Origin of the sequence: Photobacterium halotolerans DSM 18316, assembly GCF_000425165.1 — a bacterium.
GTDB lineage: Bacteria > Pseudomonadota > Gammaproteobacteria > Enterobacterales > Vibrionaceae > Photobacterium > Photobacterium halotolerans.
Genome location: NZ_KE384321.1, coordinates 83,671 through 110,061, shown reverse-complemented (window position 1 = coordinate 110,061; position 26,391 = coordinate 83,671). Strand labels below are relative to the sequence as shown.

The 26,391-nt window shown below is 50.7% G+C and carries 25 protein-coding genes; 13 read left to right on the top strand and 12 right to left on the bottom strand.

Annotated features, from left to right (window positions below):
• The first annotated feature begins 3 nt into the window (after positions 1 to 3).
• The 5 genes from H511_RS0116360 (at position 4) to H511_RS0116340 (ending at position 5,472) form a co-directional block, all read left to right on the top strand.
• Entirely contained in the window at positions 4 to 1,014 is a 1,011-nt protein-coding gene (locus tag H511_RS0116360) for an imelysin family protein (protein WP_051288280.1), read from the top strand.
• On the top strand, positions 995 to 2,137 hold the full coding sequence (locus H511_RS0116355) for a DUF1513 domain-containing protein (protein WP_027253276.1): 1,143 nt from the start codon (positions 995 to 997) through the stop codon (positions 2,135 to 2,137). Before H511_RS0116360 ends, H511_RS0116355 begins: the two co-directional genes overlap by 20 nt.
• 137 nt (positions 2,138 to 2,274) lie before the next feature.
• A complete protein-coding gene (locus tag H511_RS0116350; RefSeq protein WP_027253275.1) occupies positions 2,275 to 4,044 on the top strand; it encodes a L,D-transpeptidase family protein in 1,770 nt (589 codons plus the stop codon).
• Positions 4,045 to 4,200: 156 nt separating this feature from the next.
• Positions 4,201 to 4,752 (top strand): peptidoglycan L,D-endopeptidase MepK, encoded by a 552-nt coding sequence (gene mepK / locus H511_RS0116345; RefSeq protein ID WP_027253274.1) that lies wholly within the window; start codon positions 4,201 to 4,203, stop codon positions 4,750 to 4,752.
• 66 nt (positions 4,753 to 4,818) lie between these two features.
• Positions 4,819 to 5,472, top strand: coding sequence for an MBL fold metallo-hydrolase (locus H511_RS0116340; protein WP_027253273.1), 654 nt, complete (start codon positions 4,819 to 4,821; stop codon positions 5,470 to 5,472).
• A gap of 5 nt (positions 5,473 to 5,477) precedes the next feature.
• Here the strand turns inward: H511_RS0116340 and H511_RS0116335 are convergent, their stop codons facing one another.
• A complete protein-coding gene (locus H511_RS0116335) occupies positions 5,478 to 6,143 on the bottom strand; it encodes a DUF2982 domain-containing protein (protein WP_027253272.1) in 666 nt (221 codons plus the stop codon).
• Between the two features lie 354 nt (positions 6,144 to 6,497).
• Here H511_RS0116335 and H511_RS0116330 point away from each other — a divergent pair, with 354 nt between their 5' ends.
• Both H511_RS0116330 and H511_RS0116325 read left to right on the top strand, forming a co-directional pair.
• Complete coding sequence (locus tag H511_RS0116330; protein ID WP_027253271.1) at positions 6,498 to 6,890, top strand: hypothetical protein; 393 nt, start codon at positions 6,498 to 6,500, stop codon at positions 6,888 to 6,890.
• A gap of 224 nt (positions 6,891 to 7,114) precedes the next feature.
• Positions 7,115 to 7,420: a hypothetical protein gene (locus H511_RS0116325; RefSeq protein ID WP_027253270.1), complete on the top strand. Its 306-nt coding sequence runs from the start codon at positions 7,115 to 7,117 to the stop codon at positions 7,418 to 7,420.
• A 149-nt stretch (positions 7,421 to 7,569) separates the two neighbouring features.
• Here H511_RS0116325 and H511_RS0116320 read toward each other — a convergent pair whose 3' ends face one another.
• Together H511_RS0116320 and H511_RS0116315 are read right to left on the bottom strand one after the other, a co-directional pair.
• Positions 7,570 to 8,760 (bottom strand): amino acid aminotransferase, encoded by a 1,191-nt coding sequence (locus H511_RS0116320; RefSeq protein ID WP_027253269.1) that lies wholly within the window; start codon positions 8,758 to 8,760, stop codon positions 7,570 to 7,572.
• A gap of 280 nt (positions 8,761 to 9,040) precedes the next feature.
• Entirely contained in the window at positions 9,041 to 9,934 is an 894-nt protein-coding gene (locus H511_RS0116315; RefSeq protein WP_027253268.1) for a LysR family transcriptional regulator, read from the bottom strand.
• 112 nt (positions 9,935 to 10,046) lie between these two features.
• Here H511_RS0116315 and H511_RS0116310 point away from each other — a divergent pair, with 112 nt between their 5' ends.
• Complete coding sequence (locus H511_RS0116310; protein WP_027253267.1) at positions 10,047 to 11,249, top strand: MFS transporter; 1,203 nt, start codon at positions 10,047 to 10,049, stop codon at positions 11,247 to 11,249.
• A gap of 23 nt (positions 11,250 to 11,272) precedes the next feature.
• Here the strand turns inward: H511_RS0116310 and H511_RS23675 are convergent, their stop codons facing one another.
• The gene (locus H511_RS23675; protein ID WP_162144623.1) at positions 11,273 to 12,481 is read right to left on the bottom strand and encodes a GGDEF domain-containing protein; all 1,209 of its coding nucleotides are present in this window, start codon (positions 12,479 to 12,481) and stop codon (positions 11,273 to 11,275) included.
• A gap of 280 nt (positions 12,482 to 12,761) precedes the next feature.
• Between H511_RS23675 and H511_RS0116300 the strand changes: the two genes are divergently transcribed.
• Positions 12,762 to 13,382 (top strand): hypothetical protein, encoded by a 621-nt coding sequence (locus tag H511_RS0116300; protein WP_237583170.1) that lies wholly within the window; start codon positions 12,762 to 12,764, stop codon positions 13,380 to 13,382.
• 97 nt (positions 13,383 to 13,479) lie between these two features.
• A complete protein-coding gene (locus H511_RS0116295) occupies positions 13,480 to 13,668 on the top strand; it encodes a DUF4250 domain-containing protein (protein WP_027253265.1) in 189 nt (62 codons plus the stop codon).
• A gap of 48 nt (positions 13,669 to 13,716) precedes the next feature.
• On the opposite strand, the gene metR is transcribed toward H511_RS0116295, so the two are convergent.
• Positions 13,717 to 14,628, bottom strand: a complete 912-nt coding sequence (gene metR, locus H511_RS0116290; protein WP_027253264.1) for an HTH-type transcriptional regulator MetR — start codon at positions 14,626 to 14,628, stop codon at positions 13,717 to 13,719.
• Positions 14,629 to 14,841: 213 nt separating this feature from the next.
• Between metR and H511_RS0116285 the strand changes: the two genes are divergently transcribed.
• A complete protein-coding gene (locus tag H511_RS0116285) occupies positions 14,842 to 16,521 on the top strand; it encodes a CHASE domain-containing protein (protein ID WP_027253263.1) in 1,680 nt (559 codons plus the stop codon).
• Between the two features lie 31 nt (positions 16,522 to 16,552).
• On the opposite strand, the gene H511_RS0116280 is transcribed toward H511_RS0116285, so the two are convergent.
• The 7 genes from H511_RS0116280 to H511_RS0116250 form a co-directional block, all read right to left on the bottom strand.
• Positions 16,553 to 16,987, bottom strand: coding sequence for an META domain-containing protein (locus tag H511_RS0116280; RefSeq protein ID WP_027253262.1), 435 nt, complete (start codon positions 16,985 to 16,987; stop codon positions 16,553 to 16,555).
• Positions 16,988 to 17,088: 101 nt separating this feature from the next.
• Positions 17,089 to 18,726, bottom strand: coding sequence for a mechanosensitive ion channel family protein (locus H511_RS0116275; RefSeq protein WP_027253261.1), 1,638 nt, complete (start codon positions 18,724 to 18,726; stop codon positions 17,089 to 17,091).
• Positions 18,727 to 18,838: 112 nt separating this feature from the next.
• Positions 18,839 to 19,216, bottom strand: coding sequence for a hypothetical protein (locus H511_RS0116270; protein ID WP_027253260.1), 378 nt, complete (start codon positions 19,214 to 19,216; stop codon positions 18,839 to 18,841).
• A 240-nt stretch (positions 19,217 to 19,456) separates the two neighbouring features.
• Complete coding sequence (gene pstB / locus H511_RS0116265; protein WP_027253259.1) at positions 19,457 to 20,206, bottom strand: phosphate ABC transporter ATP-binding protein PstB; 750 nt, start codon at positions 20,204 to 20,206, stop codon at positions 19,457 to 19,459.
• 17 nt (positions 20,207 to 20,223) lie between these two features.
• On the bottom strand, positions 20,224 to 21,108 hold the full coding sequence (gene pstA / locus H511_RS0116260) for a phosphate ABC transporter permease PstA (protein WP_027253258.1): 885 nt from the start codon (positions 21,106 to 21,108) through the stop codon (positions 20,224 to 20,226).
• 5 nt (positions 21,109 to 21,113) lie between these two features.
• A complete protein-coding gene (pstC, locus tag H511_RS0116255; RefSeq protein WP_027253257.1) occupies positions 21,114 to 22,025 on the bottom strand; it encodes a phosphate ABC transporter permease subunit PstC in 912 nt (303 codons plus the stop codon).
• Positions 22,026 to 22,117: 92 nt separating this feature from the next.
• Positions 22,118 to 22,936 (bottom strand): phosphate ABC transporter substrate-binding protein, encoded by an 819-nt coding sequence (locus H511_RS0116250; protein WP_027253256.1) that lies wholly within the window; start codon positions 22,934 to 22,936, stop codon positions 22,118 to 22,120.
• A gap of 544 nt (positions 22,937 to 23,480) precedes the next feature.
• Between H511_RS0116250 and H511_RS0116245 the strand changes: the two genes are divergently transcribed.
• Both H511_RS0116245 and H511_RS23670 read left to right on the top strand, forming a co-directional pair.
• Positions 23,481 to 24,269, top strand: a complete 789-nt coding sequence (locus H511_RS0116245) for a THxN family PEP-CTERM protein (RefSeq protein ID WP_211225217.1) — start codon at positions 23,481 to 23,483, stop codon at positions 24,267 to 24,269.
• Between the two features lie 257 nt (positions 24,270 to 24,526).
• Positions 24,527 to 26,191, top strand: coding sequence for a methyl-accepting chemotaxis protein (locus H511_RS23670; RefSeq protein WP_051288276.1), 1,665 nt, complete (start codon positions 24,527 to 24,529; stop codon positions 26,189 to 26,191).
• The last annotated feature ends 200 nt before the right edge of the window (positions 26,192 to 26,391 follow it).

The following is a 26,391-nucleotide window of genomic DNA, read 5'->3' as shown; positions in this document are numbered from 1 at the left end:
AAAATGAGAAAAACGATAGTTGCGCTGAGCCTGATCTCTGCACTGGCCGGACTGACTGCTTGCAACGATAACCAAGAAACCAGCAGTGCGGTTATTCATCAGCAACATAGTAAAGCGGCAGCCGCATTTTCCGACGCTGCCCGCGTGCTGGGCAGCGCTGTCGGTGAGATGTGTCAGGCGCAGACAGAGAAAACGCTGGCTGCCAGTCGCTCTGCCTGGCAGGTGCTGATGCAGGACTGGATGATATTTCAGGGCCGGGAGAAAGGCAGCGAACAAGCCTTGGCTTTATCTTGGCAGATCCAGTTCTGGCCGGACAAGAAAGACATTACGGGGCGAAAAATGGAGCAGCTGTTGGCGCAGGACACAACATGGACTGCCGAGTCGCTGGCTGAACAAAGTGTGGCCGTACAGGGGCTGGGGGCTATGGAATGGCTGCTGTATGCCAATCCTGACAGGTTAAGCCAGACCAACGGCTGTGCGCTGGCGCAGGCAGTCAGTCAGCGCCTGATACACAGCGGGGAAGCCCTGGCTGAGGCCTGGAAAGCCAATCCCTGGCAGGCAATGACACCGCAACTGGCGCTGGGGGAATACGTTGGCGCCCTGACCAATCAGCTGGACTTTGTCATGAAGAAGCTGACATTGCCGATGGGCAAGCCGGGTCATCCGCGTCCTTATCAGGCGGAGTCCTGGCGTTCTCAAACATCGATGAGCCATCTGAAAGCCAATATACAGGCAATGCGGTCGTTGTATCTGGCGGAAGGGAAAGGCTTGGATGCGTTATTGCGGGCGCAGGGTGAAACTGCACTGGCTGATCGAATTGCCGGTCAGTTCGACAGTCTGCTTGCCGGCTGGCCGCAAAGTGCCAGCATGGGCGCGTTACTGAAAACACGCGATGGCTATCGCGAACTCATCAGTATTTTTAATGGCATGGAGTACATTCGTTTCGCACTCCATGATGAGGTATCGCCCGCGTTGGGTATTGTCGTAGGGTTTAATGCAACCGATGGTGACTGATTTAACAAGGCGGGCACTGCTGAAGCAGGCGCTGGGCACCGCTATTTTGCTTCCCGCTGCCGGGATACTGTCTGCCTGTGCGTCAGCAGACATCACCAAGGAGCAACTCAGCAAAGGACAGCCAACCGGCGCAGAAGCCGGGGAGCGTATCATTGGCTGCAGCAGAACCGCAGACGGTCGTTATGCCGTTGTTGTGGCAGACTCGCACGGCCGACCCATACACCAGATAGCCCTGCCTGAACGCGGGCACGGTGTGGCGATTCAGCCTGGCGGAGCACTGGCGGTGGCCTTTGCTCGTCGTCCGGGTGCTTATATGCAGGCTTTTTACCCGGCAACGGGAGAGGGGCTGCCGATACGCCGCGCTGATCAGAACCGCCACTATTACGGCCATGGCGCATTTTCCGCTGACGGTCGTTACCTGTTTGCCACCGAAGGGGTGAGCACAACCAGTGAAGGCGTGATTGGCGTCTATGATACGACAGCCGGGTTGCAAAAAGTGACTGAATACACCGGGTTTGGTATTGGTCCTCATGAAGTGGTGCTGGCCGATCCGGAAACTTTGGCGATTGGTGTCGGGGGCGTACATACCCTGGGGCGCGAACCGTTAAATCTGGATACCATGCAGCCTGCATTAGTGTATCTCGATATTCAGAGCGGGAAAGTTGTCGAGCAAGCTGTGCTGTCAGATAAACGGCTGAGTATCAGGCACCTTGCTGTGACAGACACAGGTGATATTGCCTGTGGTCAGCAATACCGGGGGCAGCCAGAACAGATCGCGCCGCTTATTCATCTGCACACACGCGGCGGTACGCTTCGCCCACTACTGGCGGATGACGAGGACTGGCTGCGGTTTAACCATTATATTGCCAGTATTGCCAGCCTGGATGGCTATCTGCTGGCTACTTCACCACGAGGCAACTGCTATGGCATCTGGCGTGAAGAGACTGGCGAGCTGGTGGATTTACGGCCTTTGACTGATGCGTCAGGGGTGGCAGTTAGTGAGGGGCAGTGGCTGGTTGGTTCAGGAGCAGGGAAAATCTTAACCCGCACACCACGAGACTCAGGGCATGTTGAGCAATCCGCAGTGATGTGGGACAACCACTGGAATTTGCTGTTCAGTTGAAACTTTGAAACAACGGCCTTTCGAATATCTCACTACCTTTATAACTATAAATAGGGAAAGCATCGAGTTATCGCTTGATTTCAAGCGATAATTGCTTCGCTTTGCCATAATGATACTGATGGTAGCGGAGAGCGCACATGACGAGGCTAGGTCGTATTGGGCTTCTTCTGGTGGTGAGCAGTGTTTCATATACTCTGCATGCACAGGATGGGTTACACACAGCTCCTGAGCCAGAGATCAGTGTGGATATCAAAGCGCCTGTGGCACCAGAGGCAGAAACAAGTGCCGTCGCTGAACCGGCAGCCGTAGTACTAACTCCGGAGCAGATTCAGGCTCAGCAACAGGCGGATGAATTAGCACTTATCCGGCAAAAGTCACTGGCCTGGGTCAATGATGTGTCCGCTCAGTTACCGGATTTGCGCTATCGGGAGCAACTTGCTCAGCTCTATCACGGTTTAGGCTATGTACCTCTCTGGCAAGACAGTTTCACTGTCACTGATTTTGAACAGCAGTTATGGGTGCTGACACTCGCGCAAACCAGCCCGGATTTTAATCATCGCCTGAAGCGCCTCAAACAGCTGAAACAGAGTAACGATTGGCGTCAGTATGATCTGCTCGCGACAGACACCTTACTGGCATATCTCAGCTTTATTGAAAATGTTGTCGATTCCCGCACACAGTGGCTGTTTGGCGAGGAACTGCCAGCGCGCATGCCTGCGCCTTCCGATGAAAGTCTGGCTGATCTGATGGCAGTACTGGAACGTGATCAGCTCAATGCTTTCGTGGCGTCGCTCAAACCTTCCGGACGCCACTACAATCAGTTTCTGCAAGCCATTAACCGTATGGAAGTCATTGCGGAAAAGCCCTGGCCGGTATTTAGTCAGCCCGGCATTATCCGTCTGGGTGCCTGGCTGAGAGATCCCGATGCCTTAATCTCAATCCTTGAGCGTCTGGGAGACTTATCTGACTACCAGGCAGAGCAGCTCAGAACCGCGGGTAAGAAGCACTACAATGTCGACCTGGCCGAAGCCGTGAAGCATTTCCAGCAACGGCATGGATTAAAAGTGGACGGTGCAATTGGCCCGCAAACCCGTGCCTGGTTAGCGGTGACGCCTCAGGAACGTATTCGTCTGCTGGCGTTAAATGCCCAGCGCAGCCGGGTGTGGATGTCAGATTTTCCGTCGCGGCTGATTGTGAATATTCCCGATTTTGCGCTGAATCTGTGGCTGGATGATCGCATGGTATTTGATACCAGAGTGATTGTCGGGCAACCCAAACGTCCAACGCCTGTCATGAGCTCTAATCTGTCCGCTGTGGTGTTTAATCCGTACTGGAATGTCCCTAACTCAATCATGAGAAAAGATATTCTGCCAAAAGCCCGCTACGACAGCGGCTACCTGTACCGTCATCATTACGACGTACTTCGCGGCTGGAACAGTAATGAGAAAATTCCCATCAGTTCTATCAACTGGCGCTATGTGACGGCGAAAAACTTCCCGTACCGGTTACGGCAAAAACCAGGGGCGCATAATGCACTGGGACGGTTTAAATTTACTATCCCGAATAATCAGGCCATTTATCTTCACGATACGCCGGCAAAAAGTTTGTTTAATAAAGATTTCAGAGCGTTCAGCTCTGGTTGTATACGCGTTCAGGGCGCGGACGAAATGGCGAAGGTATTGTTAACTTACGCGGGTGTATCTGAGCAGCGCTTTGATCAGTTAGCCGGCCGGAGCGCGACCAGAACCGTCGGTGTGAAACAGAAAATTCAGGTGTTCCTGATCTATCAGACAGCGTGGATTGACGATCAGGGGCTGGTGAATTACCGCAACGATGTGTATCAATACGATGAGCAGGATAAAAATTCACCAGATTCAGAAAAATTTGCATCAATTTACAAAAATTAAAATCCTTATACGTCAATAACTAGTCAATTTGATGGCTTTTTTGATGTCTGTTTTTTGACATTTTTGCGTTGACTCATCGAAAACACACGGCTATCGTGCAGTCGTTTACAGGCTTTTGCGCTTGTTTTTTTGTGTTTTACAGTTGAGTTTTTCAGGATGTCAGAAGTAGATAATAAGCGTCGTCAGCTCCTGATCGCGAGCGGACTGACATTAGGCGCCTTTATGTTGCCAAAAATGGCGATTGCGAGTCCATATACCGCGAAGAGTGCCCGAGAGCTGTACCTGTGTAACATTCATACCAAAGAAGAGTTGGAAACACGTTACTTTGACGGGAAGTTCTATCTGGATAAAGAGTTAAAGCGCATGAACCATATTTGCCGCGACTTTCGTCAGAATGAAGTGGCGCCAATGGACCGACGCCTGTTCGATGCGATTTCCCAGATCCGTGAAGAACTGAGCCATAAAGGTCAGGTACGCATCATATCGGGCTACCGTTCTCCCAAAACCAATCAAATGCTGCGCGGCTCCACCAAAGGAGTGGCAAAGAAAAGCTACCATATGACAGGTCAGGCCATTGATTTTAATCTGGAAGGTATTTCTTTGTCTCGTGTCCGCAGTGCAGCACTGGACCTGAAGTTGGGTGGCGTGGGTTATTATCCCCGCAGCGGATTTGTGCACATTGACACAGGTCCTGTGCGTCGCTGGTAAGCGCAGTACGCAGAGCAGCAGGGGTGTGGTATGCTAGCGCGGTTTTGCAACAGTTAGGACAAGTGTATGAGTCTGCAGTTTGAAATCGTGCCAGTGACTCCGTTTCAGCAGAATTGCTCAATTCTGTGGTGTGATAAAACGCTGGAAGGTGTGGTTGTCGATCCCGGTGGGGATATTGAACGTATCACGGCCCGTATTGCATCATTAGGCATCAGGGTGGTGAAAATTGTTCTGACGCATGGTCACCTGGATCATGTCGGCGGCACTGCACCTTTATCGTCCCAGCTTGAGGTGCCGGTATGGGGACCGCACAAAGATGACGCATTCTGGCTGGATTCGCTGCAGCAACAGTGCCAGATGTTTGGTTTTCCACCCGTGACCTCGTTTCAGCCTGACCGCTGGCTTGACGAGGGAGACTGCATTCGCTTTGGTGAGCAGAGTCTGGCTGTGTACCATACGCCGGGCCATACACCTGGGCATGTTGTCCTGCACAGTGAAGAAGCCAGACTGGCTGCTGTGGGTGATGTGCTGTTTAACGGCAGTATCGGCAGAACCGATTTCCCGCGTGGTGACCATGGTACATTGATTGCGTCGATCAAAACCAAGCTATGGCCGCTGGGCAACGATACACGCTTTATTCCCGGCCACGGTCCAATGTCGACTTTTGGTCAGGAGCGAGCCAGTAACCCGCACGTTGCTGATGCTATGCCGCTCTGGTAATCGGCCTATCTGGCCTGTGCCAGAAAACGACGAGCCAGACCGATAAAGTCATCGGCTGGCCTGTCGAGCAAATCTTCTGAAATAAAAAAATCATACCCCATCAGCTCTCTGTTGTAGCGCATACGGTTCGCCAGCATAGCGAGCAACCCCTTATTGATTTTTCCGTTGTCCCCCACATAGTGTTTGTCATCAAATAACATGTCTTCTATTTCGTGAGGCGGATTGTCTGCGCGCTTGTAGGCCATGATCATCAGGCCGCGCTGTTCCATGAGGATCTGGCTGGCAATGCGGGGGCAGATGCTGTCCAGAAATTCATCGTAATGTTTGAGTCTGATGCCAATCCAGGGCAGGGGTTTGTGCCAGCCCTGAGTGCTGACCGACGCACGTCCTATATCCGCGATATTCTGCCATCGGGTCAGCCATCCGCCGTGCGGGCTGTGGTATTGAAGGTGCATGAAAGTGAGGGTGAAAGTAATCGGTGACTGCCGGTTGAGTTTCACCCCTATCAGTAACAAGGTCGTCATGGCGAGCAGTAGCAGCGCGACGGCGACGCCGTTAATGTCGGGAAAGGTAAAGACCGTCAGCCCCAGCACGAGTATCGCCAGCAGGCTGAGCCAGATCAGATAAGCACCGGGTTTGGGATGCGGTGACTGAATATATACGCTATTCAAAATAACTCCAGAGCGAGCATGAAGATGTCATCTTTATCAAGTATGGCAAATTGTCCAAGGATGTTACTCACGGGTTGCGGTTAGCAATATGGGTGTCAAATCATTGGCGACTGTTTATGCAAAGCGTAAGGGCCAGTTTGCATGAAAGCCGGTATTTATTCTATTAAGTGCATGAACTTGAAAAAGATAAAAATGAGATCTTGTCGCTTAAAATACGCAAAATATGGCTTTTATTGTGCTTAAAATAGCCGTTTGCTGGCATTCCTCTGACATCCTTGATATAACTCGCGCTACTTTTTTCCCGCTGGGCATCCAAACTGGCGACTGAAAGTAGTACAACGGAGTAGGAAGTTAATGAGAATCTCTCACAAACGTAAAGTACAGCTTAAACTGCAAAAACGCATCAAAGCGGCCACGGCAGTGACGCAAAAACCTGTCACCAATGCAGCGGTGAAGCAGGCAGCCCCGGTAGCGGCAGCAAAGCCTCAGGTTGATGTGAAAAAAACAGAAGCACCAGCGGGTAAAGTCGCGGTTACTGTCTCGCTGACACCCAAGCAACAGCAGGTGCTGGGCATAGTGGCAAACAATGCAGAAGGCATTAACCCGAAAAGTATCGGCCTTGAAGCCGGCCAGGAAGACAGCAAAGCCGCTTCCTGGGCAACGGGCGCCCTGAAAAAACTGGTTGAAGAAGGGCTTGTTGAGCGCATTCAGCTTGCTGGCAATAAAGTCGTATATAAAACGCTATAATTGTCCTTCCCCGTTCCTGAATTGTCAGGGGCGGGTTACCTTTCTTGCCTTTTTCAATCATTTATCTCTCTTTATCCCCGCTATCATCATTTCTCACAGTTGACCATTCATGGCTGATTTTATTGCGTAATTTCGTTTCGGTCTGACGAACTAGTCTTATTCTGCTATACCTATTTAAGAGGATCGGATTATTCACGGATGTAGGCACTCACAGACGAGGTAATATGACAATGATCAGTGCTCGAGAGTTTTCCGAATGGTTACGTAACCGTTTTGCTGAGGACGAACAGGGTGTGTGTTTAACCCGGGAGGACATTAATCAGCTGACTGGCCGGCAAAGTTTCTCGCTGGGATTTGTGCATGATATTCATTACGAGTTGATGCAGTTTGATATGGCATTCGTAACAGATACATCACGGGAAAACTTTTATCTGGTTCATATTTCCAAGAAGTCGTGGCGCGATCAGCTGGAACGACAGTATGAACGTGAGCTGTTTTGTAATGTGTTACCGCTGGATAAATCCGGTTGATTTGAAGCAGGCAGACAGCGCACCGAAAGCACAGTAAATAACAAAGTCAGCAAAATGCAGTAAGGCATCAGACAGAAAGTCAAAAGACAGCCAAAAGAAAGGGGCGCCCTGTGAGCGCCCCTTTCTGTGCCGGTTACTGAGCCTGAAAGTTACAGGACAGCGGCAATGCCATTACACAGAGGCTGCATGTTATCTTTGGTCATACCCGCCACGCTGATACGACCAGAGCCTACGATATAAATAGCAAACTCTTCTTTCAGGCGTGTCACCTGATCTTTATTCAAGCCAGAGAATGAGAACATGCCGTTCTGGCGCTCAATAAAGCTGAAGTCAGCGTCAACACCCAAATCTTTCAGTGTCTGCACAAACAGAGTACGCATTTCCTGAATGCGGTCACGCATGTCTGCGACTTCCTGCTCCCACTCTGCACGCAGCTCGGCATTGTTCAGAATTTCAGTCACAATGGCTGCGCCATGAGCCGGTGGGTTAGAGTAGATCACACGGGCAATGCTTTTAACCTGGCTGAATGACGTGCTGGCTACTTCAGCGGTCTTCGCCACCAGAGTGAAGGCGCCGACACGCTCGTTGTACAGGCCAAAGTTCTTGGAGAAAGAGCTGGCGATCAGCAGTTCACTGTTGTGTTCAGTAAAAATACGCAGACCCGTTGCATCTTCTTCAACGCCTTTGGCAAAGCCCTGATAAGCAAAATCGAACATTGGCAGCAGGTTTTTCTCTGCACAGAATTTTGCTAATGCCAGCCATTGATCGGCATCCGGGTCGATACCGGTCGGGTTATGGCAGCAACCGTGCAGCAATACCACATCCCCTGCTTTAGCATGAGCCAGAGAGCTCAGTAAAGCATCGAAATCCATGCTCTTGGTGTCGGCATTGTAGTAAGCATATTGTTCTGTTTGCAGACCTGCAGCGCCAAAGACACCGAAGTGGTTTGCCCAGGTTGGGTTGCTGATCCACACGGTCACATCGCCCAGCTGGCGTTTAATGAACTCAGCTGCTACGCGCAGTGCACCTGTGCCACCCGGCGCTTGAGCCGTTTGGGCACGTTTGTCAGTAATAATGGCGGCATCTTTGCCGAACAGCAGTTCCTGAACAGCCAGACCGTATTCTGCTGTTCCGGGAATACTCAGATAAGATTTGGTGGTTTCTTTTTCCAGCAGGATAGCTTCAGCTTTTTTCACTGTCGCCAGAACCGGGGTATTGCCCGATTCATCTTTGTAGATGCCAACGCCCAGATTGATTTTCTCAGCGCGAGTGTCATTTTTGAATTCTTCAGTCAGTCCCAGGATAGGGTCAGCTGGTGCGGCAACGATTTTTTCAAACATTCGTGAATCATCCATGCTAGTCAGTGATACGGTCGACGTGCCTGGAAAGACCATAATTTTTCAATGGCCATGTGACTCTGATCGAAATTCTGCAGTCCTTCAAGGATCTGGCAGACAGAAATCCGGTCTGGCTTTTGACATTCCGGCGCGATCAGGCTCCCAAGCAAACATCCATTGTAAAAGAAAATGAAACACAAACATCATCTATTGGAAATTTTCACGTGAGCTGGATCACATTGCGAATTTGCAACTTTTCATACACCCACCCTGAAATGCCGGATCACGCTAAATGCAATCGGCGATGGCGTTGATGCTCTTTGATAAATTCCATGAATGCCCGATCAGCCATCGATAAGTAACCATTTTTTCGCCAGGCGATAGCCAGACTGAGCTGTACCGGTTGTTCGAAAGGCACAGCTGCCAGGCCGGGTTCGTGGCGGGTGACCATTTCCAGTAAGGCTGATATGGCAAACTCCTGCCGGATAATACTCAGGATCATGGGCAACAGGTTGGTTTCAAACGCGATGTGCTGTTTGAGCTGATGTGCCTGACAGACATGGTCAATATAGTCGCGATGAAAGTAGCCTTGCTTGAACATCACCAGCTCCTGGCTGAAAAACTGTTCGAACGACACCGAGGACTGCCGGGCAAATTCGTGGTTCGGGCTGACGACAGCCACCATTTCTGACGTGAGTAACGGTTCGGCTTCAAGGCTGTCGGGGAGATCGGCACTGCGGATCACGCCTAAATCCAGCTCTCCGTTAAGCAGCATCAAGCGGATCGATTGGGTACCGGCTTCAACCAGCGTCAGTTTGAGATTGGGGTAGCGGGATTTAAACCCCATCAGGATCTCGGGGAAAAAATACGAACCCAGCATACTGGGCACCCCCAGCCGGACTTCGCCTTTTTGTAGCCCCTTTAATTCCGCCATGGCGATCTTGGCATCATCCACCTGCTGCAAAATTAAGCGGGCATGCTGAATCAGTACCTCACCTTCGTGAGTCAGCACTATCTGGCGATCGCTGCGGTGAAACAATGGCATCTCTAACTGTTGTTCGAATTTCTTTATCGCAATGCTTAAAGCGGGCTGGGCTATGTGCAGTTTTGCTGCGGCCTTAGTGAAACTGCCGGCCTCTGCAATGGCAATGAAATACGTGAGCTGGCGAATGTCCATTGGTTACTCCGGCTATTAATAAAAGATATGGAGTCGATATTTTTAATATATTTTCACTATCAAAGGGAAATTGCTACTGTTTCAGCAACTCTTCATGATCCGGTGCCTGTCTGTGATAGAAATCCATAGTTCTGCCTATCGTCGGGCCAGTTTTGCGCTGGCTCTTGGCTCATTTCTGGTGTTTTGTAATTTGTATCTCTTCCAGCCGCTGTTACCTGTGATGACGGAGGCCTTTTCCGTGAGTGCCACCAAAGTTAACTGGCTGCTGGCTGCCGGTACACTGGCCCTGGCACTGACTCTGGTGCCCTGGGCTGTCAGTTCCGAAATGATTGGCCGACGCAGGGTGATGCTGCTGAGTCTGTTTTTATTGCCTGTGGTGGGCGTATTGATGCTATTGACTGAGAGCTTGCTGATGCTGAGTCTTGCCCGGGCGCTGATGGGCGCCTCGCTGGCAGGGTTTGCCGCGGTTGCTGTGGCCTATATGGCTGAGGAGTTTTCACCTAAAGCCCTGTCGCTGGCGGTAGGCGGATATATCAGTGCCAACTCACTGGGTGGTATTGCCGGGCGGTTGTTCGGCGGTTTTGCGTCTGACGCCTGGGGCTGGCAGGGGGCTGTACTGGGTATGGCCCTTTTTAGTTTGGTTGGTGCTCTGGTGGTCGCCAGATTGTTACCGCAGCAGCAACATTTCACCCCTCAGCGCGGACAGCTCAGGCATCACACAAAACATGTGTTCCGGCATTTACAGCAACCGGTATTGTGGATCCCTATGCTGATTGGCGGTATCAATTTTGCCTTGTTTGTGAACCTGTATTCTGTGATGGGTTTCAGGCTGGTCTCACCGCCTTATTCCTTGCCGGTTAGCTGGGCGTCTTTGATATTCCTGTGTTATCTGAGCGGGACGCTGACCGCCAAACTCAGTGGCAGCTGGAGCATCAGGTATAAGCCGGTGAGCGGCATGATACTGGGTACGACAATCAGTGCGCTGGGGATGTGGGTCGCCGCGCTGGACTCTGTATCGGCTATGCTGAGCGGTTTGCTGTTAATCAGCTCCGGTGCGTTTTTCACTCACTCTCTGGCGTATGCCTGGGTGAGTCAGAAAGCGAAAACAGGAAAAGCCACGGCGACCGCCCTTTACCTGGTGCATTATTATGTCGGCGGCAGCCTGGGTGGCTTTTACCTGATCACCTGCTGGCAGCACTGGGACTGGTACGGCGTGCTGGTGGGCGGCAGTGTGCTGTATTTTGCTCTGTATGCCTTGTGCTGGCGTCTGGGAAGAAAGCAGGCCACCGAGCCGGCGGTATCGGTGGCTATTTAACATTGTACTCGGCTCAGACGGGATTAAGCCTCGCTGCTGGTTTCACTGGCCAGGGATTCTAATGGCTTGCGCCTGTCGCGGTAATGATAGCCGTAGGGGTGAAACCGATAACAGTCGCGCCCGGCATCTTTGCACTCGTATAACGCCCGGTCGGCACGGTCTATCATGGTCATCAGGCTGTCACCTGCGGTAAATGTTGCAATGCCGATACAGGCTGTGATCGACACATGTGTTTCTTCTATATCAGTGGGCAGTTCCAGTGCACGGATATCGGCTAACATCCGGTCTGCAATTTTCTGCGCTGTTAAGGTATCGCAGCAGGGCAGGCAGAGAATAAATTCTTCGCCGCCATAGCGTCCGAACAGATCGGTTTTCCGCGATGCCTGCTGCAGATGATCGGCAAAACCGCGCAGTACTTTGTCGCCAACGCCATGTCCCCAGATATCATTGATGCGCTTGAAACGATCGATATCAAACAGCAGCAGCGAAAAAGGCTGACGTTTGGCCTGACAGTTTTCCATGGCTTTCTGGGCTTGCTGCAGTAACATTCGCCGATTGTAAATACCGGTTAACGGATCCAGGGTTGCCTGACGGTATAAACGCATCAACATGTAAAGCTTGGATAACTGTGACCAGATGACGACTATGGCCAGTACGTTCTGCAGCCAGTAATTGGCCAGCGTTTCCGGCATCAGGACGGCACCTGTCTGTAAATCGACCGCGATTTCTGTGACGGCGGTGAATGCCAGCAGGCACAGGCTTTCCTTCAGCGTAATTGGCAGGATAGTTAAAATGGCGACATGTAAAATAGGCAGCAATGTGTAGCCGTATTCAAAACCGCTGTACACTTTGGGGAAGCCCAGTACCCAGATGCAGTAGGCGTAGAAGAGGTTCAGACCTAAAACCATGAGTGTCATGCACCATTGTGACTGATGCAAGGTGGTGTGGGTTTCATTGATTCTCGCAATGCCCGTTAAAAATATGGCTAAAAGTAAACGGGCGCTGGCAATGCGGGTATCTTCTCCGGTATTGAGGTAAAAAAAGTCAAAAGGTATCCATGCAATGATCAGTACTGCCCATACAATGCAGAGCAGAGAAATTCGGCTGCGCAGGTACCCGCTTCGTGTATTCTGGAAACTCTGGGTGTGCGCTTTAGCACTCCATAGATCCGGAATATAGAGCTTGAGCGCATGGCACAACAGCCTATGGTAGTGGTTATAAGTCGATATCATCTTTGCTTCCAGCTCATCTGACATCTGTTTTGTGAGAAAAAACAGACGGTAAACGCCCTTTATTTTTATAATCGAACAATTATTCTACAAGACGAACCTCAAAACCGTGATCTTGGTTCATATAATGCATGTGAAACCAGGTTAATTGTCGGAAAATTTGAGCAATGGATGTTTTTAGTACTGTTCTGATATAATTTCGGGCGTTTTTCTCTTTCTTCTGTAGCCTTTCATGAATATGACCTATACCACTTTACTGATCTCTGCTCTGTTGGGAGCACAGATGATTCTTACTCTCGTTTTAACGAAAGGGGAGATCTGTCCGGGCCAGCGAGGCCGGGTCCATAAGATGCTTCCTGTGCTGCTGCTGGGCTGGTTAATCGCATGCATCAACCAGCCGGTGGCACTGTTGCCTCTTCTGGGTTTAGCCTGGTTCACTTTTCAGGTAAAAACCGGTAAGACGCGGGATCAGGGACCGTTGAAGCTGTTGTATGCGTCGTGCGCGATGGCAGTGCTGAGCTGGCTGATGACACTCTCTTCGCTGTCATGGGCTGAAAAAGCGCAAAGCCTGGTTGCCGTTGTGATGTTTGGTGCCGCTCTGGCGCACCTGCTGCTGACCCAATCGCGTACGCGTTTGCAGGCTTTTCACCGGGTTTTACCGGCGGCAGGGCTGGTGAGTGCCATACTGAGCGTTTTGCTGTTTTCAGGACAGCTTTACTCTGTGCCGCAGGCACAGGTGGAAAGCCAGTTGCTGGTGATTTGTGCGGCACTGTTATTGCTGATTGCCGCTCAGGTGATTTGGGTGGGCCATATTGTGTTGGCGAAGCCGGTCAAAGTCTGGCAGTTGTCCGGTGTGCTGTTATTGCTGTCTGCCTCAGCAGGATGCCAGCTTTCAGTGTTCTGACTGGTCGAATGACGGCTTGAGCGTCTATGCTAACAACAAGAGGAGTTGTTTGACTCTGGGTCTGAGGCTTAAACGGCAGTAGCCGGAGGAGGGAGAGGTGGAAATCAGTAACTTGCTGAACATGGACGCTAACATAGTGCTGGGCATAGTGAATGAAAGGCTGCGCCTGGAATGCGATACGATTGACGATCTTTCCAGCCGTTACGAGCTGGATCAGGAACAACTGAGACAAAAAATGGCAGCCCTCGGCTACCGTTACGATCCCATTTCCAATCAATTTAAATGAGCAGAGGGCACCCGTATCGGTGCCCTTTGTTTTTTCAGGTCTCTGGTTTCAGGCGGCTTTAATGCCCTCCAGGTGGGTCTGGCACTGCTGCCGGGCCGTCGCAAAGAAGGCCTGAAGGTAATGGCGCTCTTTCTCCGATGCGCGAATCGCCGCATACAGTCTTCGCCACAAGCCTTTACCCAGAGGTTTGCTGGCTATCAGCCCCTGGCGGGCAAAATCATGAATTGCCCAGTTAGGCAGGGCGGCCACCCCCAAGCCTGCTGACACCATTTGTACCAGCATCAGGGTATTATCGGCTTGCTTCCATACCTTAGGTTCAATGCCGGCAGGCTGCAGAAAATGTTTCACCACATCTAACCGGTTTTTTTGCACCGGGTAGGTCAGCATGGTCTGGCTGGCCAGATCGGCCGGTTTGATTGTGCTCAATTCGGCCAGAGGAGACTGCGGCGACACCACCAGACGCATCTCAAAGTCGAACAGGGGTTCGTAGTGCACTTCCGAACGCGGATTAATGTCGGATGTTATCACCAGATCGAGCTCCCCGGCAGCCAGAGCCGGAATGGGCTCGAAACTGAAGCCGGATGAAAAATCCAGGCTTACCGCCGGCCAGTGAATTTGGTATTCCTTCAGCGCAGGCATCAGCCACTGGAAGCAGGAGTGGCATTCAATAGCCATATGCAGCCGGCCCTTTGCGTCTTCTTTCAGATTGGCGAGTTCATGCTCGGCGCGTGCGATACGGGGCATCAGTTCATCGGCGAGTTTCAGCAGGATATCGCCTTCTGCGGTGAATCTGACCGGACGTGTTTTGCGTAAAAACAGCGGTGCACCAATCCGCTGCTCAAGATCTTTAATTTGGTGAGACAGCGCCGACTGGGTCAGACAAAGGGTGTTGGCTGTTGCCGTCAGGGAACCGGTGTCTCTCAGTACCGCTAATGTGCGAAGGTGTTTAATTTCAATCATGTTCACTCAGTCCCTGAAGATTACTGCTGTTCAGAGTACTGGTTATCGAGAGAAGTGTAAACATCTAGACGTCTATAATCGATTACATTAGGGTGTCATGCGGGTCGCATAGTGATCTTGTATCTGTTATCTGAAACCAAACTGGCAAATAGACGGCACCTGGCTGAAAATAGGATTGAAACCCGGTGTAATTAAATTGTTTAAGGGAATTTGATGAAGCGACAACGTCTTACATTTATTGGCTTACTCTTGTTTGCCGGGTTGCTATTGTCGATTGTGATGCTGCTTTTTTTCTCTCATCTGGAAACCCGCCGAATTCAGCAGGAATTTGAATCGGATGTTACAGAAGCCTCACATGCCTTTATTCAGGCGATGAACAGCCACTTTGAAGCGCTCTATACCCTGCAGCTGAATCTGGACACCAACGGCATACCGGATGCACAGGGTTTCGCGGCACTGACAGATAAAATTCTTGCCCGTTTTCCGGCGATCACTGCCCTGGAATGGATTCCCGAAGTGGATCAGGCCGATCGTGCCCGCTTAGAGCAACGGGCCAATGAATGGCTGCCCGGCTATGTGATTACCGAACAGGTTGCGTCCGGTGAGCGCGTAGCGGCCAGCGAGCGAGCCGTTTACTATCCGGTTTATTATGTGGAGCCTGTCACCGGAAACGAGGCGGTAATAGGCTATGACATGGGCTCGCACTCCCTGCGTTTTGAAGCGGTTCAGCGCGCCAGAGATACCGGGCAGCTGCAACTGACTGTCCCGCTCCAGCTCCAGCGCAATGATGTCACCGCACAGGGTATTCTCAGCCTGTTGCCTGTGTACGAGTTCCCTGAACCTATGTCGGAGGCAGAGCGGCAGGACAGCCTGCTGGGCTTTGTGGCGGGGGTGTTTAATCCCGCGCAGATTTTTCTCTCATCACCCGGCTTAACCCAGGTCAAGCCCTTTGCCCTGACACTGATTGATACCCTGGCGCCTCAGTCAAATAAATGGGTATTCAGCCTGGTGCCGGTTTTGGATACCAGGCCGGTTAGCCAGCAACGGCATTACCACTATAGCCAGAAAATGCTGACCCAGGAGGCGATCAGCCGTGAGTATGCGCCTGATTATCGCTATGTTCATCAGGTGCTGAGCAAAGGTGGCCGCCGCTGGGTGATTGAAGCCACACCGATGCAGGATTATATTCGCCAGCATCAGTCATCAACGCCCTGGTGGGTCTTCTGGGGAGTTAACGCATTTTTTGCTGTTGCTGCCTTGGTGAGTTTCTTCGTGTTCCAGCGAGGCCAGCAATATCTGGATACTCTGAATCAGCAACATGACAGGCTGCTGGCGGTGAACGAAAAGCTGGAACGTATGAGTTTGATTGATCCGCTGACGGGTATCGCCAATCAGCGAGCGTTTGAAGAAAGTCTGGATAAAGCGGTCAGAGTCGCACGTCGTGAACAATCCCCGCTGGTGGTGGTGTTGATCCAAATTGATGACTACGCGCATTTTGTCAGCCAGTGCCCGCAGGACATGTATGAGTCCAGCCTCAGGATGCTGGCCAACGAGCTGGGCAGAACATTGAAACGTCCCGCCGATATGATGGCGCGGCTTGATGATGACAGGTTTGCCGCCGTCTTGCCAAATACCAACAATGGTGAAGTGGTTGCCCGCCACCTGCGCACTGCAGCGGAACGTCTGAATCTGGCCAATACTGAAATGAGCGCCAATCCTTATCTGACTGTGTCTGTCGGTGCAATCACCGTTTTTGACATCAAAGGAATAACAGCAGAAACCCTGTTCCATCAAACAGAAGCTTTGCTGTATCAGGCGCAGCAGGAAGGATTTAACAAGGTGAGCGCAGAGGTTCGTCAGCAACAAGCATCAACTGAGAAGGCGCTCAGTTGATGCTGTCAGACAAAATCAAAATGGTGGCGAATTACATTGGCTGAGTGGCGGTGAAAGTCAGGGTATGCTGGTTATTACTGAGCGTCAGCGTATTTCCTTTGACTTCGGCTTTGCTCCACTGGCTTAGCGTATCACTCATCACACGCTCCAGTTTCATCGCATCATCCGGGCAGGCCATCATGGTCATGCCCATTTTTTCAATCCGGAACTGGCCGTCTTTGACTTCAGCAGAGCCGAAATAGCGGTTACAGCCGGAATGCCCATGCGCCATGGTGTTATTTTCAAACCCCAGAGTCGGCACAGCGCCCATGCTTGGGATGGTGACGGCCTGATTGTCGATCTTTGACAGTTCCCATTCATATTGCGTCAGATCAGCAGAGGTGTCAGTGGTTGTGTTGCCACCGGTTCCGGCGCAGGCAGATAACAGCAGGGCAGTGCCCATGGCGGTCAGCAGGTGTTTTTTCATTGTATTTCCCCAAATGGATTCGAAGATTTTTGACTAACGGTAAGACAAAAAATTCCGTAAACCGTGTGTTTTAGTGTAGAAGCAATTCAACTTGGATGTTTTTACGCATCGTTCTTTTCCGGGCTGACCATGTGTAAATGCACATCCTGCTGTGGGAAGGGGATAGAAACGCCTTCTTTGTCGAACCGCAGTTTGACTTCGCGCGTGACATCCCAGTACACATCCCAGTAGTCATCCGTTTTCACCCAGGGACGAACAATAAAGTCCACCGAAGAAGTATTTAGTGTGTGTACTTTGATGGTTTTCTCCGGAGTGCGCAGCACAGCCGGATGGTTATCAATGATGTCATGTAAAATGGCTTCGGCTTGCTCAATACTGTCTTTATAGCCGATCCCAAATACCATATCGACACGGCGAACGCGCTCGTGGGTGACATTCTTGATGGTGTCTCCCCAGATTTTACTGTTCGGCACTATGATGATCTGGTTATCAAAGGTACGGATAGTGGTATTGACAAGGCTCATGTGGCTGACCTTACCGGACACCCCGCCGGCCTCAACAAAATCGCCGACATCAAAAGGACGGTAAATCAGCAGCATCATACCTGAAGCAAAATTAGATAAGGTGTCCTGCAAAGCAAAACCGATGATCACACCGGCCACACCGAAACCCGTCAGTATCGGCGCAAGGTTAAGCCCAACCTGTGACAAGGCAATTAACAGCCCGAGGAAAAAGACCGTTTTGCCCGACATGGAAATGAAGAAGTCCTGCATCAGTTGCGACATCTTGAGGTTGGGTGAAGCCACGGCACGCTTAACCACTTTACGTGTCAGGTTTTTTAACAGCCGGAACAGCAAAATGACCAGGGCGAAGATGAGCACTTTGAATAACACCTGCGGGGTATTATCAATCAGCCATTTTTTCAGGTTTTCAGTCCAGGCAGAGACAATTGAGTAGATCACCTGCGGATTCAGGATGTCATTGGTGAGATCGCCGGTCACTTCAAATTGCTGCTTTTTGTAGTTTGACGTATCTATCTGTGCCTGATCAGCAAGGTTGATTAAGTAGTTTAAGCGGTCAATATCGCTCGACAGTTTGCGTTGTGCCAGAATGTGCATCAGCTGCAATGAGGCTTTCTCACTCTCTGACGCCTCTTTGAGCTGTTTGGCCAGCATTTTTTCCTGCTGGTCGTTGTATTCGAGCGAGGCAGAGACGAACTCTAACCGGTTGCTGATGGCTTTAGCCAGTTTGGTTTTTTTCTGATCCGCATTATGGCCCAGCTGTTCCATCCAGCGGTAGTTTTCCCACTGATCGCCCAGCATCTGAACAGACAGCATGCGCTCTTCATTCAACTGCTTGAGCTTAAGTAACTGCTCTTCCTGTGAGGCTTTGTCCAGCGCTTTTTCATCAGCCTGAATCTTGTTGCTCAGATAGTTTGCCGTACTGTCGGTGTAGCGTTCCTGCCGTTTGACATAATCCAGCAGGGCAGCGGCTGATCCTTCCGGCGGCTCATTGATTAATTCCCCGATCTTGTCGCGCAGTTCATTGTTCTTATTGAGTACCTGCATGCGCAGTACATCACGTGTGGTGCCGGTACGGTTCTGGCTGGCCTGATACAGCTCCATGACTTCCTGGTTCAGCTGCGACAGCTCATCCAGCTGAGAAGGGGGTGTTTCAGCCTGGGCAAACACATTGAGGCTGTATATAAGCAACGTAATAATGAGTAAAAGCTTGCGCATAGTAGAGCGGTATTCCGGTTCAGGGAGATAAATACAAATACATCGCGGCAACGAGTGTGCCGCGATGAGAATGAGTGCCGTGATTATAACATGCTAACCGTTGCTGTTGAGGTCAGAGCAAGTCCTGCTGGCAAAGGAATTGATGATGATCAAATTGCCAGCACCAGTCCGGCGTCCACATTTCCTGGTTCAGAATGATCAGCATAGGCCGGTTAACCTGATGCAGCATATACCAGAGTGCAGGGTAGTGGCGTTGATCACAGATGAGGGTGTCGCATCCTGAAGCGGCAAGGGTGTCAGCAAGCAGCTGCTGGTGGCCATTTTGTGAATAGGCAAAGGCCATCAGGTTATGTAAACGGCAATAGGCGGCATATTGTTGCGTCATGATCCGCGAAGATTGCAGGATACCTGTGAGTTTGGGGTGAGCATCCATTGCTGCGAGCTTGTTAATCCAGGATTTAGCATGTGAAATTTCATGATTCTTTTGCATCATCTCACCTGTCTGATCTTGGCCTGAATGTCCGGCGCCAATAGAATTAATCAGTGTTCATTTGAGTGTAAGTCCGGCTGTTGTGTGAAATGTCAGGAATGGGTAAAAAAAGAGCAAAAAAAGCCCCCAATATTGGGGGCAAATACTTACCATCGCTTTTATTATCTGTCGTTTCGGGACTCTGTTGTGTCGGACACAGGCCGGATTTCACGGCATGCTTGTGCCGTCTGGAATCCAGGCTTAACCGAAGTCGCCGTTCACATAGCCGCGGGTACGGTCATCTCGCGGGCTGTTGAACAGCGCATAAGTATCGTCATGTTCGACCAGCTCACCCATCAGGAAGAAGGCGGTACGATCTGAAATTCGGCGTGCCTGCTGCATGGAGTGGGTGACGATAACGATAGTGAAGTCTTTCTTCAGTGACTCCATCAGATCTTCAATTTTCTTGGTCGCAATCGGATCCAGCGCTGAAGTAGGTTCATCCATTAAAATGACCTCAGGCTCCATGGCGATGGTGCGGGCGATACACAGACGCTGCTGCTGACCGCCAGACAGGCCGAAGGCGTGTGATTTCAGGCGGTCTTTCACCTCATCCCACAGCGCGGCACCGCGCAGCGATTGTTCCACCACTTCATCGAGACGTTTTTTGTCGGTCACTCCCTGAGCACGCAGGCCGTAAGCTACGTTTTCGTAAATGCTCATCGGGAAAGGGTTGGGCTTCTGGAACACCATGCCCACCTTAATGCGCAGTCTGGAAACGTCTATGTTGCCGTAAACGTCTTCACCGTCCATCGACAGTTTGCCTTTGATCTTCACACCTTCAATCAGGTCATTCATGCGGTTCAGGCAGCGCAACAGGGTGGATTTGCCGCAACCGGACGGGCCGATTAATGCTGTCACCTGACGATTTGGAATCGGCAGGTTGATCTTTTTCAGTGCTTGGTTGTCGCCGTAAAACAGATCCAGATTTTCAATATTAAATTTGTTCATAATGTATTTCCCCGAAATCAGTAAGTCGCAGTGTTAAAACGTTTGGCAAGCAGTTTGGTGCACAGGTTGATGATCAGAACAATCACAATCAGAATCGTGGCAGTGGCGTAAGCCTGATGCCATTCGTGAATGGTGTAGAGTTCCTGAGTCAGCTTGTACAGGTGCACGGTGAGCGTCCGGCCGGAGTCAAGCAGACTCTCCGGGAGACGGGCCACCATGCCTGCTGTCATAAATACCGGTGCCGATTCACCGATAACACGACCTACACTGAGGATGATAGAAGTGACTATGCCTGGCATTGCACTTGGCAATATCAGACGCCAGATGGTGTAAATTTTCGATGCGCCCAGTCCGTATGAACCTTCACGGTAAGTTTGCGGCACTGCCATCAAGGCTTCTTCTGTGGTGCGGATGATCACGGGCAGAATCAGAATGCTCAGTGTCAGCGCGCCAGACAAAATCGAGAAGCCCAAGCCAAGCACAACCACAAAGAAGGTCATACCGAACAGGCCGTAAATAATAGAAGGAATACCCGCCAGTGACTCGGTACAGAAGCGGATCACTTTCACCAGGCGGCTGCCGACTTTGGCATATTCAGTCAGGTATATCGCGGTCATGATGCCCATGGGCGCCGCAACCAGAATTGATGCCAGTACCATGTACAGCGTGGCAACGATCATCGGCCAGATACCTGACTCCTCGCCCAGCGTTGTGTAGTTGCTGGAGATGAATGTCCAGTCAACGTAGGCAAGACCGTTGCTCAGGATGTACCAGACGACCCACAGCAGGAAGCCGACCGTTACTGTGGCCGAGGTCCAGATCACACTGAGGTAGATTTTGTCTTTGAGTTGTTGTCTGGCAGGGTTACTCGCCTGCAGATGTGTGGTTGTTGATAGCGTCATTGTGATTACCTCGCGCGCTCACGGTTCAGGTAGAGCAGGGCGGCATTCAGCATCATGATGAACACCAGCAGAACAATACCTGTGGCATACAGGGCGCTGGCGTGAATACCGGTGGCGTACGACATTTCAATCGCGATATTGGCGGTTAGGGTACGTGCTGAATCCAGGATGCCCTCAGGCATAGCCGGGGAGTTACCCATGACCATGATGATGGCCATGGTCTCACCCAATGCACGTGCGATACCCAGAATGACGCCTGTCATAATGCCGGAACGGGCGGCCGGAACCAGCAGTTTGAAAATGGTGAAAATATGCGATGCACCCAGCGCCAGCGAGCCTTCTTTATAGCTGCGCGGCACGGCACGAATGGAGGTTTCCGACACAGTAATCACCGTAGGCAGAATCATGACCGCCAGGACTATGATACCCGCCAGCACCGTGTTACCAGCCGGTACATTAAATACGTTCTGGATCAGAGGAACGATAATCACCAGACCGAAGAAACCGTAAACCACAGAGGGGATACCCGCCAGCAGTTCAACCATAGGGCGAATGATGTCGGCCAGGCGCTTGGGGGCCACTTCAGCGATAAAGATCGCGGTCATCACACCGACCGGCACACCCAGAATCACAGCACCTGCGGTAGAGACCACAGAAGCAACAATCATAGGGAAGATGCCGAACAAGGCAGGTGGTAACCATTCATCACCCAGCACAATGCCGGAGAAACCGGCTTCAGCGAAAGCGGCATAGCCTTCACGGAAAATGAAATAGCCGATAGTGATCAGAGACAAAATTCCAATGACAGCACTAGCCAGGAAAAGGTATTTAAAAAAGAGTTCACGCCAGTCAATTTTATCTGCAGCAGCAAGCTGAGGCTTCTTCTGCGTGTTCTCAATATTGTTCGCGATGGTCATTTTGCATTACTCCAGACGCTGAACCAAAAACTTCAGGTACTGAGAAATCGAAATATCCGGCCTGCATACCAGGCCGGAAAAGGCATTGCAAATTAGTGAGTTGAAATCAAACCTTGCTCAGAAACGATTTTTTGTGCGTCAGCGGTTTTCATCCAGTTCAGGAAATCCAGAGCGGCTTTAGAAGGGCGTCCGTCTTTGTAAACCACCAGGAATGGACGTTGTACACCGTAGTCGCCGGCTTTAATCGCTTCAACCGATGGCGTGTGGCCTTCAATTGACAGCGCTTTCACAGAGTCGTCTACAGAGCTCAGAGAAATGTAACCGATAGAGAACGGGTTGCTGGCAACCATAGTTTTCAGCTGACCGTTACCGCTGGCAACCTGTGCACGCTGAGAGATAGCAGTAACGGTTTTACCGTTGACTTTACGCTTCAGAGACATGATGTCTTCGAATGCACCACGGGTACCTGAGGCGGTATCACGGGTAGCTACAACGATAGGCTTGTCTTCACCACCGACTTGTTTCCAGTTGGTGATTTCGCCTTTATAAATTTGAGAAACCTGCTCTTTGCTCAGGTCATTTACCGGGTTTGAATTGTGGATAACAACAGCGATACCGTCACGGGCAATGACAACTTCCTGAATGTCAGAGGCTTTCTCAGACGATTTCAGATCACGTGAACTCATACCCAAATCAGAAGAACCGTCGTGTGCTGCACGGATACCGGCTGAAGAACCAGGACCCTGAACCTCAACCACAACATCGTGGGATTTTGCGTAAGTCTCGCCGAATACTTCCATCAATGGCGTTACAGAAGAAGAGCCCACAACAGAAATTGTTTCAGCCGCCATAGCCGGGTTAAACATCATTGAGCCAGCCAGTGTGATAGCACCGATAACCTTTGCTTTCATTTTTCCATATCCTTTCGAATTTGGCGGAATTGCCAATCAGTTGTTTAACGAACGAGGCACAGGTTAGGAGAGTTTTATGACAGGTTTGTTGCAGTTTATTGAACACTCTATGAAGATGAAACTAAGTGGCTGATATACATCAAAAATCGGCGCAAATATGAAATCTTAGATTGATGAAAGGCCATCAATGATACTCATCAGGTATAAACAATGCCTGACTGCATGATGAATTATGGAAGGCATTTCTCACTTGAGCCGCGGCTCTGCCATGGTGGATTCAGGGGGCAGGTATTCCGGTGTCACCTTTTTTTACACAGCAAGACGTCAAGGGTTCTGGGCAAGCAAGTCAGAAAAAAACGCAACATTAGCCGAAAAATCCCCATACAGCTTTGTTAGCGTTATAGCCTTGATTTATTGCGATAATTTTCTGAAATGTCCGGCTTTGCTGACTGCGCTGTCTTTTGTTCAGGCTGCGATGGCACAGAACTTGAAACACTCCTGCACGAACACAAAAACGACAATAAAGTTGGGTTGGGGGTGTGTAATGAAACCTGTGACAAAAATAACGATGTTCAGCCTGGCGATGCTGGCCAGTGCTCATGTTAATGCCGCATTAGTCACTGTGGAGTTTGGCGCATTTACGGGTTCCTGGGTTAACGCCGTGGCGGATTCTGGCAGTGGCCAGCCAGTGACGATCGGCAATGCGACGGATAACCCTATGTTACGCTGGGGGCTGCCATCGCCGTCTTCGGGTCCGCAGAGCGGCTATGATTTTGCCTCTGCAGCCAGCTTCGACACCACGTTTGATACAGATACCGGCACCAGCGATGATTTTCAGCTGGGGACTTTTACCCATTTAAATAATGTCATTCTGAGCACCGGGGCCAGTCTGCAAAGTGTCGATTTGCAGCTGAGCACAACCGTGTCTATTGACGGCGGAACGCCGGTTGATGTGCAGTTTGTGTTTAACTTTACCCATAACGAGACCAGCAATAGCGCGGATCCCTGCGCGAACGGGGAAGCGAATGGCGTTGGGGTGAACGTGAACGGCTGTGCGGACATCATTACGGTATCCACCTCGCAGTTCACGGATGTCACTACCGTTAACGGCATCATGTATACGGTGAACATTCAGGGTTTTCTGGTCAACGGCCTATTTGCTGATCGGTTTGAAACCGTTGAGCAAAGCACCAATCAGGCTTTCATTCAGGCCAATATCTCTGCACTGACTGAAGTACCGGTACCAGAACCTGCCAGTGTCGCCATTCTGGGGGCGGCGCTGGCCGGCATTGCCATGATACGTCGCCGTAAACGGCAGAATCTCAGCTCATAACCCAAGCGAATGAAGCCGCAGAAGCTGCGGCTTTTTCTTTGCCTGAACAGTGAATATTTATTCTTCGGAGCACGAAATTTTTCAGGCAGGGCTTTTGCTGACTTGCAAGTCAGAATTAAATATATTTGTATTATTTATGCAAAAATTTGAGCTCGAGTGGCATTCTGTCATTCCCTTGTGGCATTTATTTGCCTTTATTTTTCTTTTTGTGAATAGTGAGGACAAAATTACATCAAATCGTTGTTTGGGGCGCGTCAATGCAGCTTAGTCATTTCTCTATCCGCAATAAAATTCTGGTTTTAGGTGGTGCAGTCTCACTGATGTTCGTGATTGCAATGTTATTCATTAAATCAGCCAATGACCGCATTGGCAGCAATTTCAGTGAGTTTTACCAGCATAACTACAAAGTATCGCAATTGATCAGCCAGATTCGCCAGGCGCAAGCCGATATTATCGGTAACGTGCGGGGTCTGCAGGTGGTGTATCTTCTGGGTTTGTATGAACAAGTGCCTGAATTTAATGCGATTGTCGATAAAAACAGCGCGATCACCCCAGAATTGGTAAAAGAGCTTAAGAAAGACTACAACGGTGATCCTCAACTGCTGGCGGACTTTGAGCAAAAATTGTCGACCTATCAGGCCAATACGCATCAGTTTGTGTCGGACATGGAGTCCGCACCTGACCATCAGGCACCTTATCCGGTGTTCCGGGCATTTGTTGACAGCTATCAGGCCCTGAACCAGCAGTTCGATAAAATTCAGCAGGCCAGCGCGCAGATGGCGATTCAGGCCAATCAGGATACCTTGCAGTCGATTAAAACCGCCAATACCGTTTTTTATGTCTCAATTATCCTGGCGGTACTGATTGCGTTTGTGCTGAGTCACTGGATTGCGCGAGGTCTGGTTGGCGGTATCAGCCGGGTGAAAGCAACGGCAGAAGCCCTGGCCAGCGGTCATCTGGATGTATTGTCTAATGTGAAAGGGACAGACGAAGTGGCCCAGCTGAGCAGCGCGATTGACAGCACAGTCAACCGTCTGAACAGTACAGTTGCAGGTATAGTGCGTTCCAGCACACTGGTGACCGAGAACAGCCGTATTTTACAAGATGCCAATAACAATATTCAGGTTGCGGCGGGTGAGGTATCAGAGCATACCATTCAGGCCGTAACGGCGATTGAAGAGCTTTCGACAACCAGTAAGAGTATTGCGGTCAATACCTCTGATTCAGCCAGAGCATCCGATCAGATGATGGAGCTGGCGGAAAGGGGCATTGAATCTTCTGAGCACACCCAGTCGGTGGTTCAGCGGCTGGTTGCCACCCTGCAAGATACCTCCGGCGTTGTTAACGAGCTGCACGGCGAATCCCGTAAAATTGAAAGTATTCTGGAAGTGATACGCGGTATTGCCGAACAGACCAATCTGCTGGCCCTGAACGCGGCGATTGAAGCAGCCCGTGCCGGTGAGCAGGGACGAGGCTTTGCCGTGGTGGCCGATGAAGTGCGCGGCCTGGCGCAGCGCTCACAATCTTCTGTCAATGAAATTGAGCAGATGCTGGCTCAGCTGCAACAAGCCTGCAGCAGCGCGGTGGACATGATGGCAGACAGCACCACAGAGGCCGATCAGGCCGAAGCGAGGATGTCTGAAACCAATCAGTTACTGGCAGACATCATGAACATGATCAATCAGGTCAATGAGCAGACCCAGCAGATTGCGACGGCAGCGGAAGAGCAGAGCGCGGTGGCTGCTGATATCAGCCAGAATATTCATACGGTGCAGGCGCTGTCGGATAAGACCTCATCTATTGCTTCTGAAACGGTACAATGCAGCGATGGCATGCACCGTGTCAGCCAGGAAGTGGTTGAGCAGGTCAGCTTTTTTCAGGTCGCTAACGCGAATGACGGTTACAGTATTAAGGCCAGCTAAAAATGCGAAAATAACGCAAGATATTGAAATTAAATGAAAATAAGAAACCCGCCAAGTAAAATTACTGGCGGGTTTTTTCGTACTGTGTAAGACCTAAAGGCTTTTTTATAGTAGTGTCAGCGGCTGGCTTTTACTGTCTTAATGCTGAGATCTGGGCGCGAGATAACAATATTGCAGGCCAGTGTAGTGGCTGGCCTGTG

Bases quoted from the DNA above. Each gene is read 5' to 3' on its own strand.
- H511_RS0116330 (WP_027253271.1), top strand. From the start codon at position 6,498: ATGAGAATCTCTCACAAACGTAAAGTACAGCTTAAACTGCAAAAACGC.
- mepK (WP_027253274.1), top strand. From the start codon at position 4,201: ATGTCAGAAGTAGATAATAAGCGTCGTCAGCTCCTGATCGCGAGCGGA.
- H511_RS0116325 (WP_027253270.1), top strand. From the start codon at position 7,115: ATGACAATGATCAGTGCTCGAGAGTTTTCCGAATGGTTACGTAACCGT.
- pstA (WP_027253258.1), bottom strand. From the start codon at position 21,108: ATGACGCTATCAACAACCACACATCTGCAGGCGAGTAACCCTGCCAGA.
- metR (WP_027253264.1), bottom strand. From the start codon at position 14,628: ATGATTGAAATTAAACACCTTCGCACATTAGCGGTACTGAGAGACACC.
- H511_RS0116245 (WP_211225217.1), top strand. From the start codon at position 23,481: ATGAAACCTGTGACAAAAATAACGATGTTCAGCCTGGCGATGCTGGCC.
- pstC (WP_027253257.1), bottom strand. From the start codon at position 22,025: ATGACCATCGCGAACAATATTGAGAACACGCAGAAGAAGCCTCAGCTT.
- H511_RS0116360 (WP_051288280.1), top strand. From the start codon at position 4: ATGAGAAAAACGATAGTTGCGCTGAGCCTGATCTCTGCACTGGCCGGA.
- H511_RS0116250 (WP_027253256.1), bottom strand. From the start codon at position 22,936: ATGAAAGCAAAGGTTATCGGTGCTATCACACTGGCTGGCTCAATGATG.
- H511_RS0116270 (WP_027253260.1), bottom strand. From the start codon at position 19,216: ATGCAAAAGAATCATGAAATTTCACATGCTAAATCCTGGATTAACAAG.
- H511_RS0116280 (WP_027253262.1), bottom strand. From the start codon at position 16,987: ATGAAAAAACACCTGCTGACCGCCATGGGCACTGCCCTGCTGTTATCT.
- H511_RS0116300 (WP_237583170.1), top strand. From the start codon at position 12,762: ATGATTCTTACTCTCGTTTTAACGAAAGGGGAGATCTGTCCGGGCCAG.
- H511_RS0116275 (WP_027253261.1), bottom strand. From the start codon at position 18,726: ATGCGCAAGCTTTTACTCATTATTACGTTGCTTATATACAGCCTCAAT.
- pstB (WP_027253259.1), bottom strand. From the start codon at position 20,206: ATGAACAAATTTAATATTGAAAATCTGGATCTGTTTTACGGCGACAAC.
- H511_RS0116315 (WP_027253268.1), bottom strand. From the start codon at position 9,934: ATGGACATTCGCCAGCTCACGTATTTCATTGCCATTGCAGAGGCCGGC.
- H511_RS0116320 (WP_027253269.1), bottom strand. From the start codon at position 8,760: ATGTTTGAAAAAATCGTTGCCGCACCAGCTGACCCTATCCTGGGACTG.
- H511_RS0116340 (WP_027253273.1), top strand. From the start codon at position 4,819: ATGAGTCTGCAGTTTGAAATCGTGCCAGTGACTCCGTTTCAGCAGAAT.
- H511_RS0116350 (WP_027253275.1), top strand. From the start codon at position 2,275: ATGACGAGGCTAGGTCGTATTGGGCTTCTTCTGGTGGTGAGCAGTGTT.
- H511_RS0116285 (WP_027253263.1), top strand. From the start codon at position 14,842: ATGAAGCGACAACGTCTTACATTTATTGGCTTACTCTTGTTTGCCGGG.
- H511_RS0116355 (WP_027253276.1), top strand. From the start codon at position 995: ATGCAACCGATGGTGACTGATTTAACAAGGCGGGCACTGCTGAAGCAG.
- H511_RS23670 (WP_051288276.1), top strand. From the start codon at position 24,527: ATGCAGCTTAGTCATTTCTCTATCCGCAATAAAATTCTGGTTTTAGGT.
- H511_RS23675 (WP_162144623.1), bottom strand. From the start codon at position 12,481: ATGATATCGACTTATAACCACTACCATAGGCTGTTGTGCCATGCGCTC.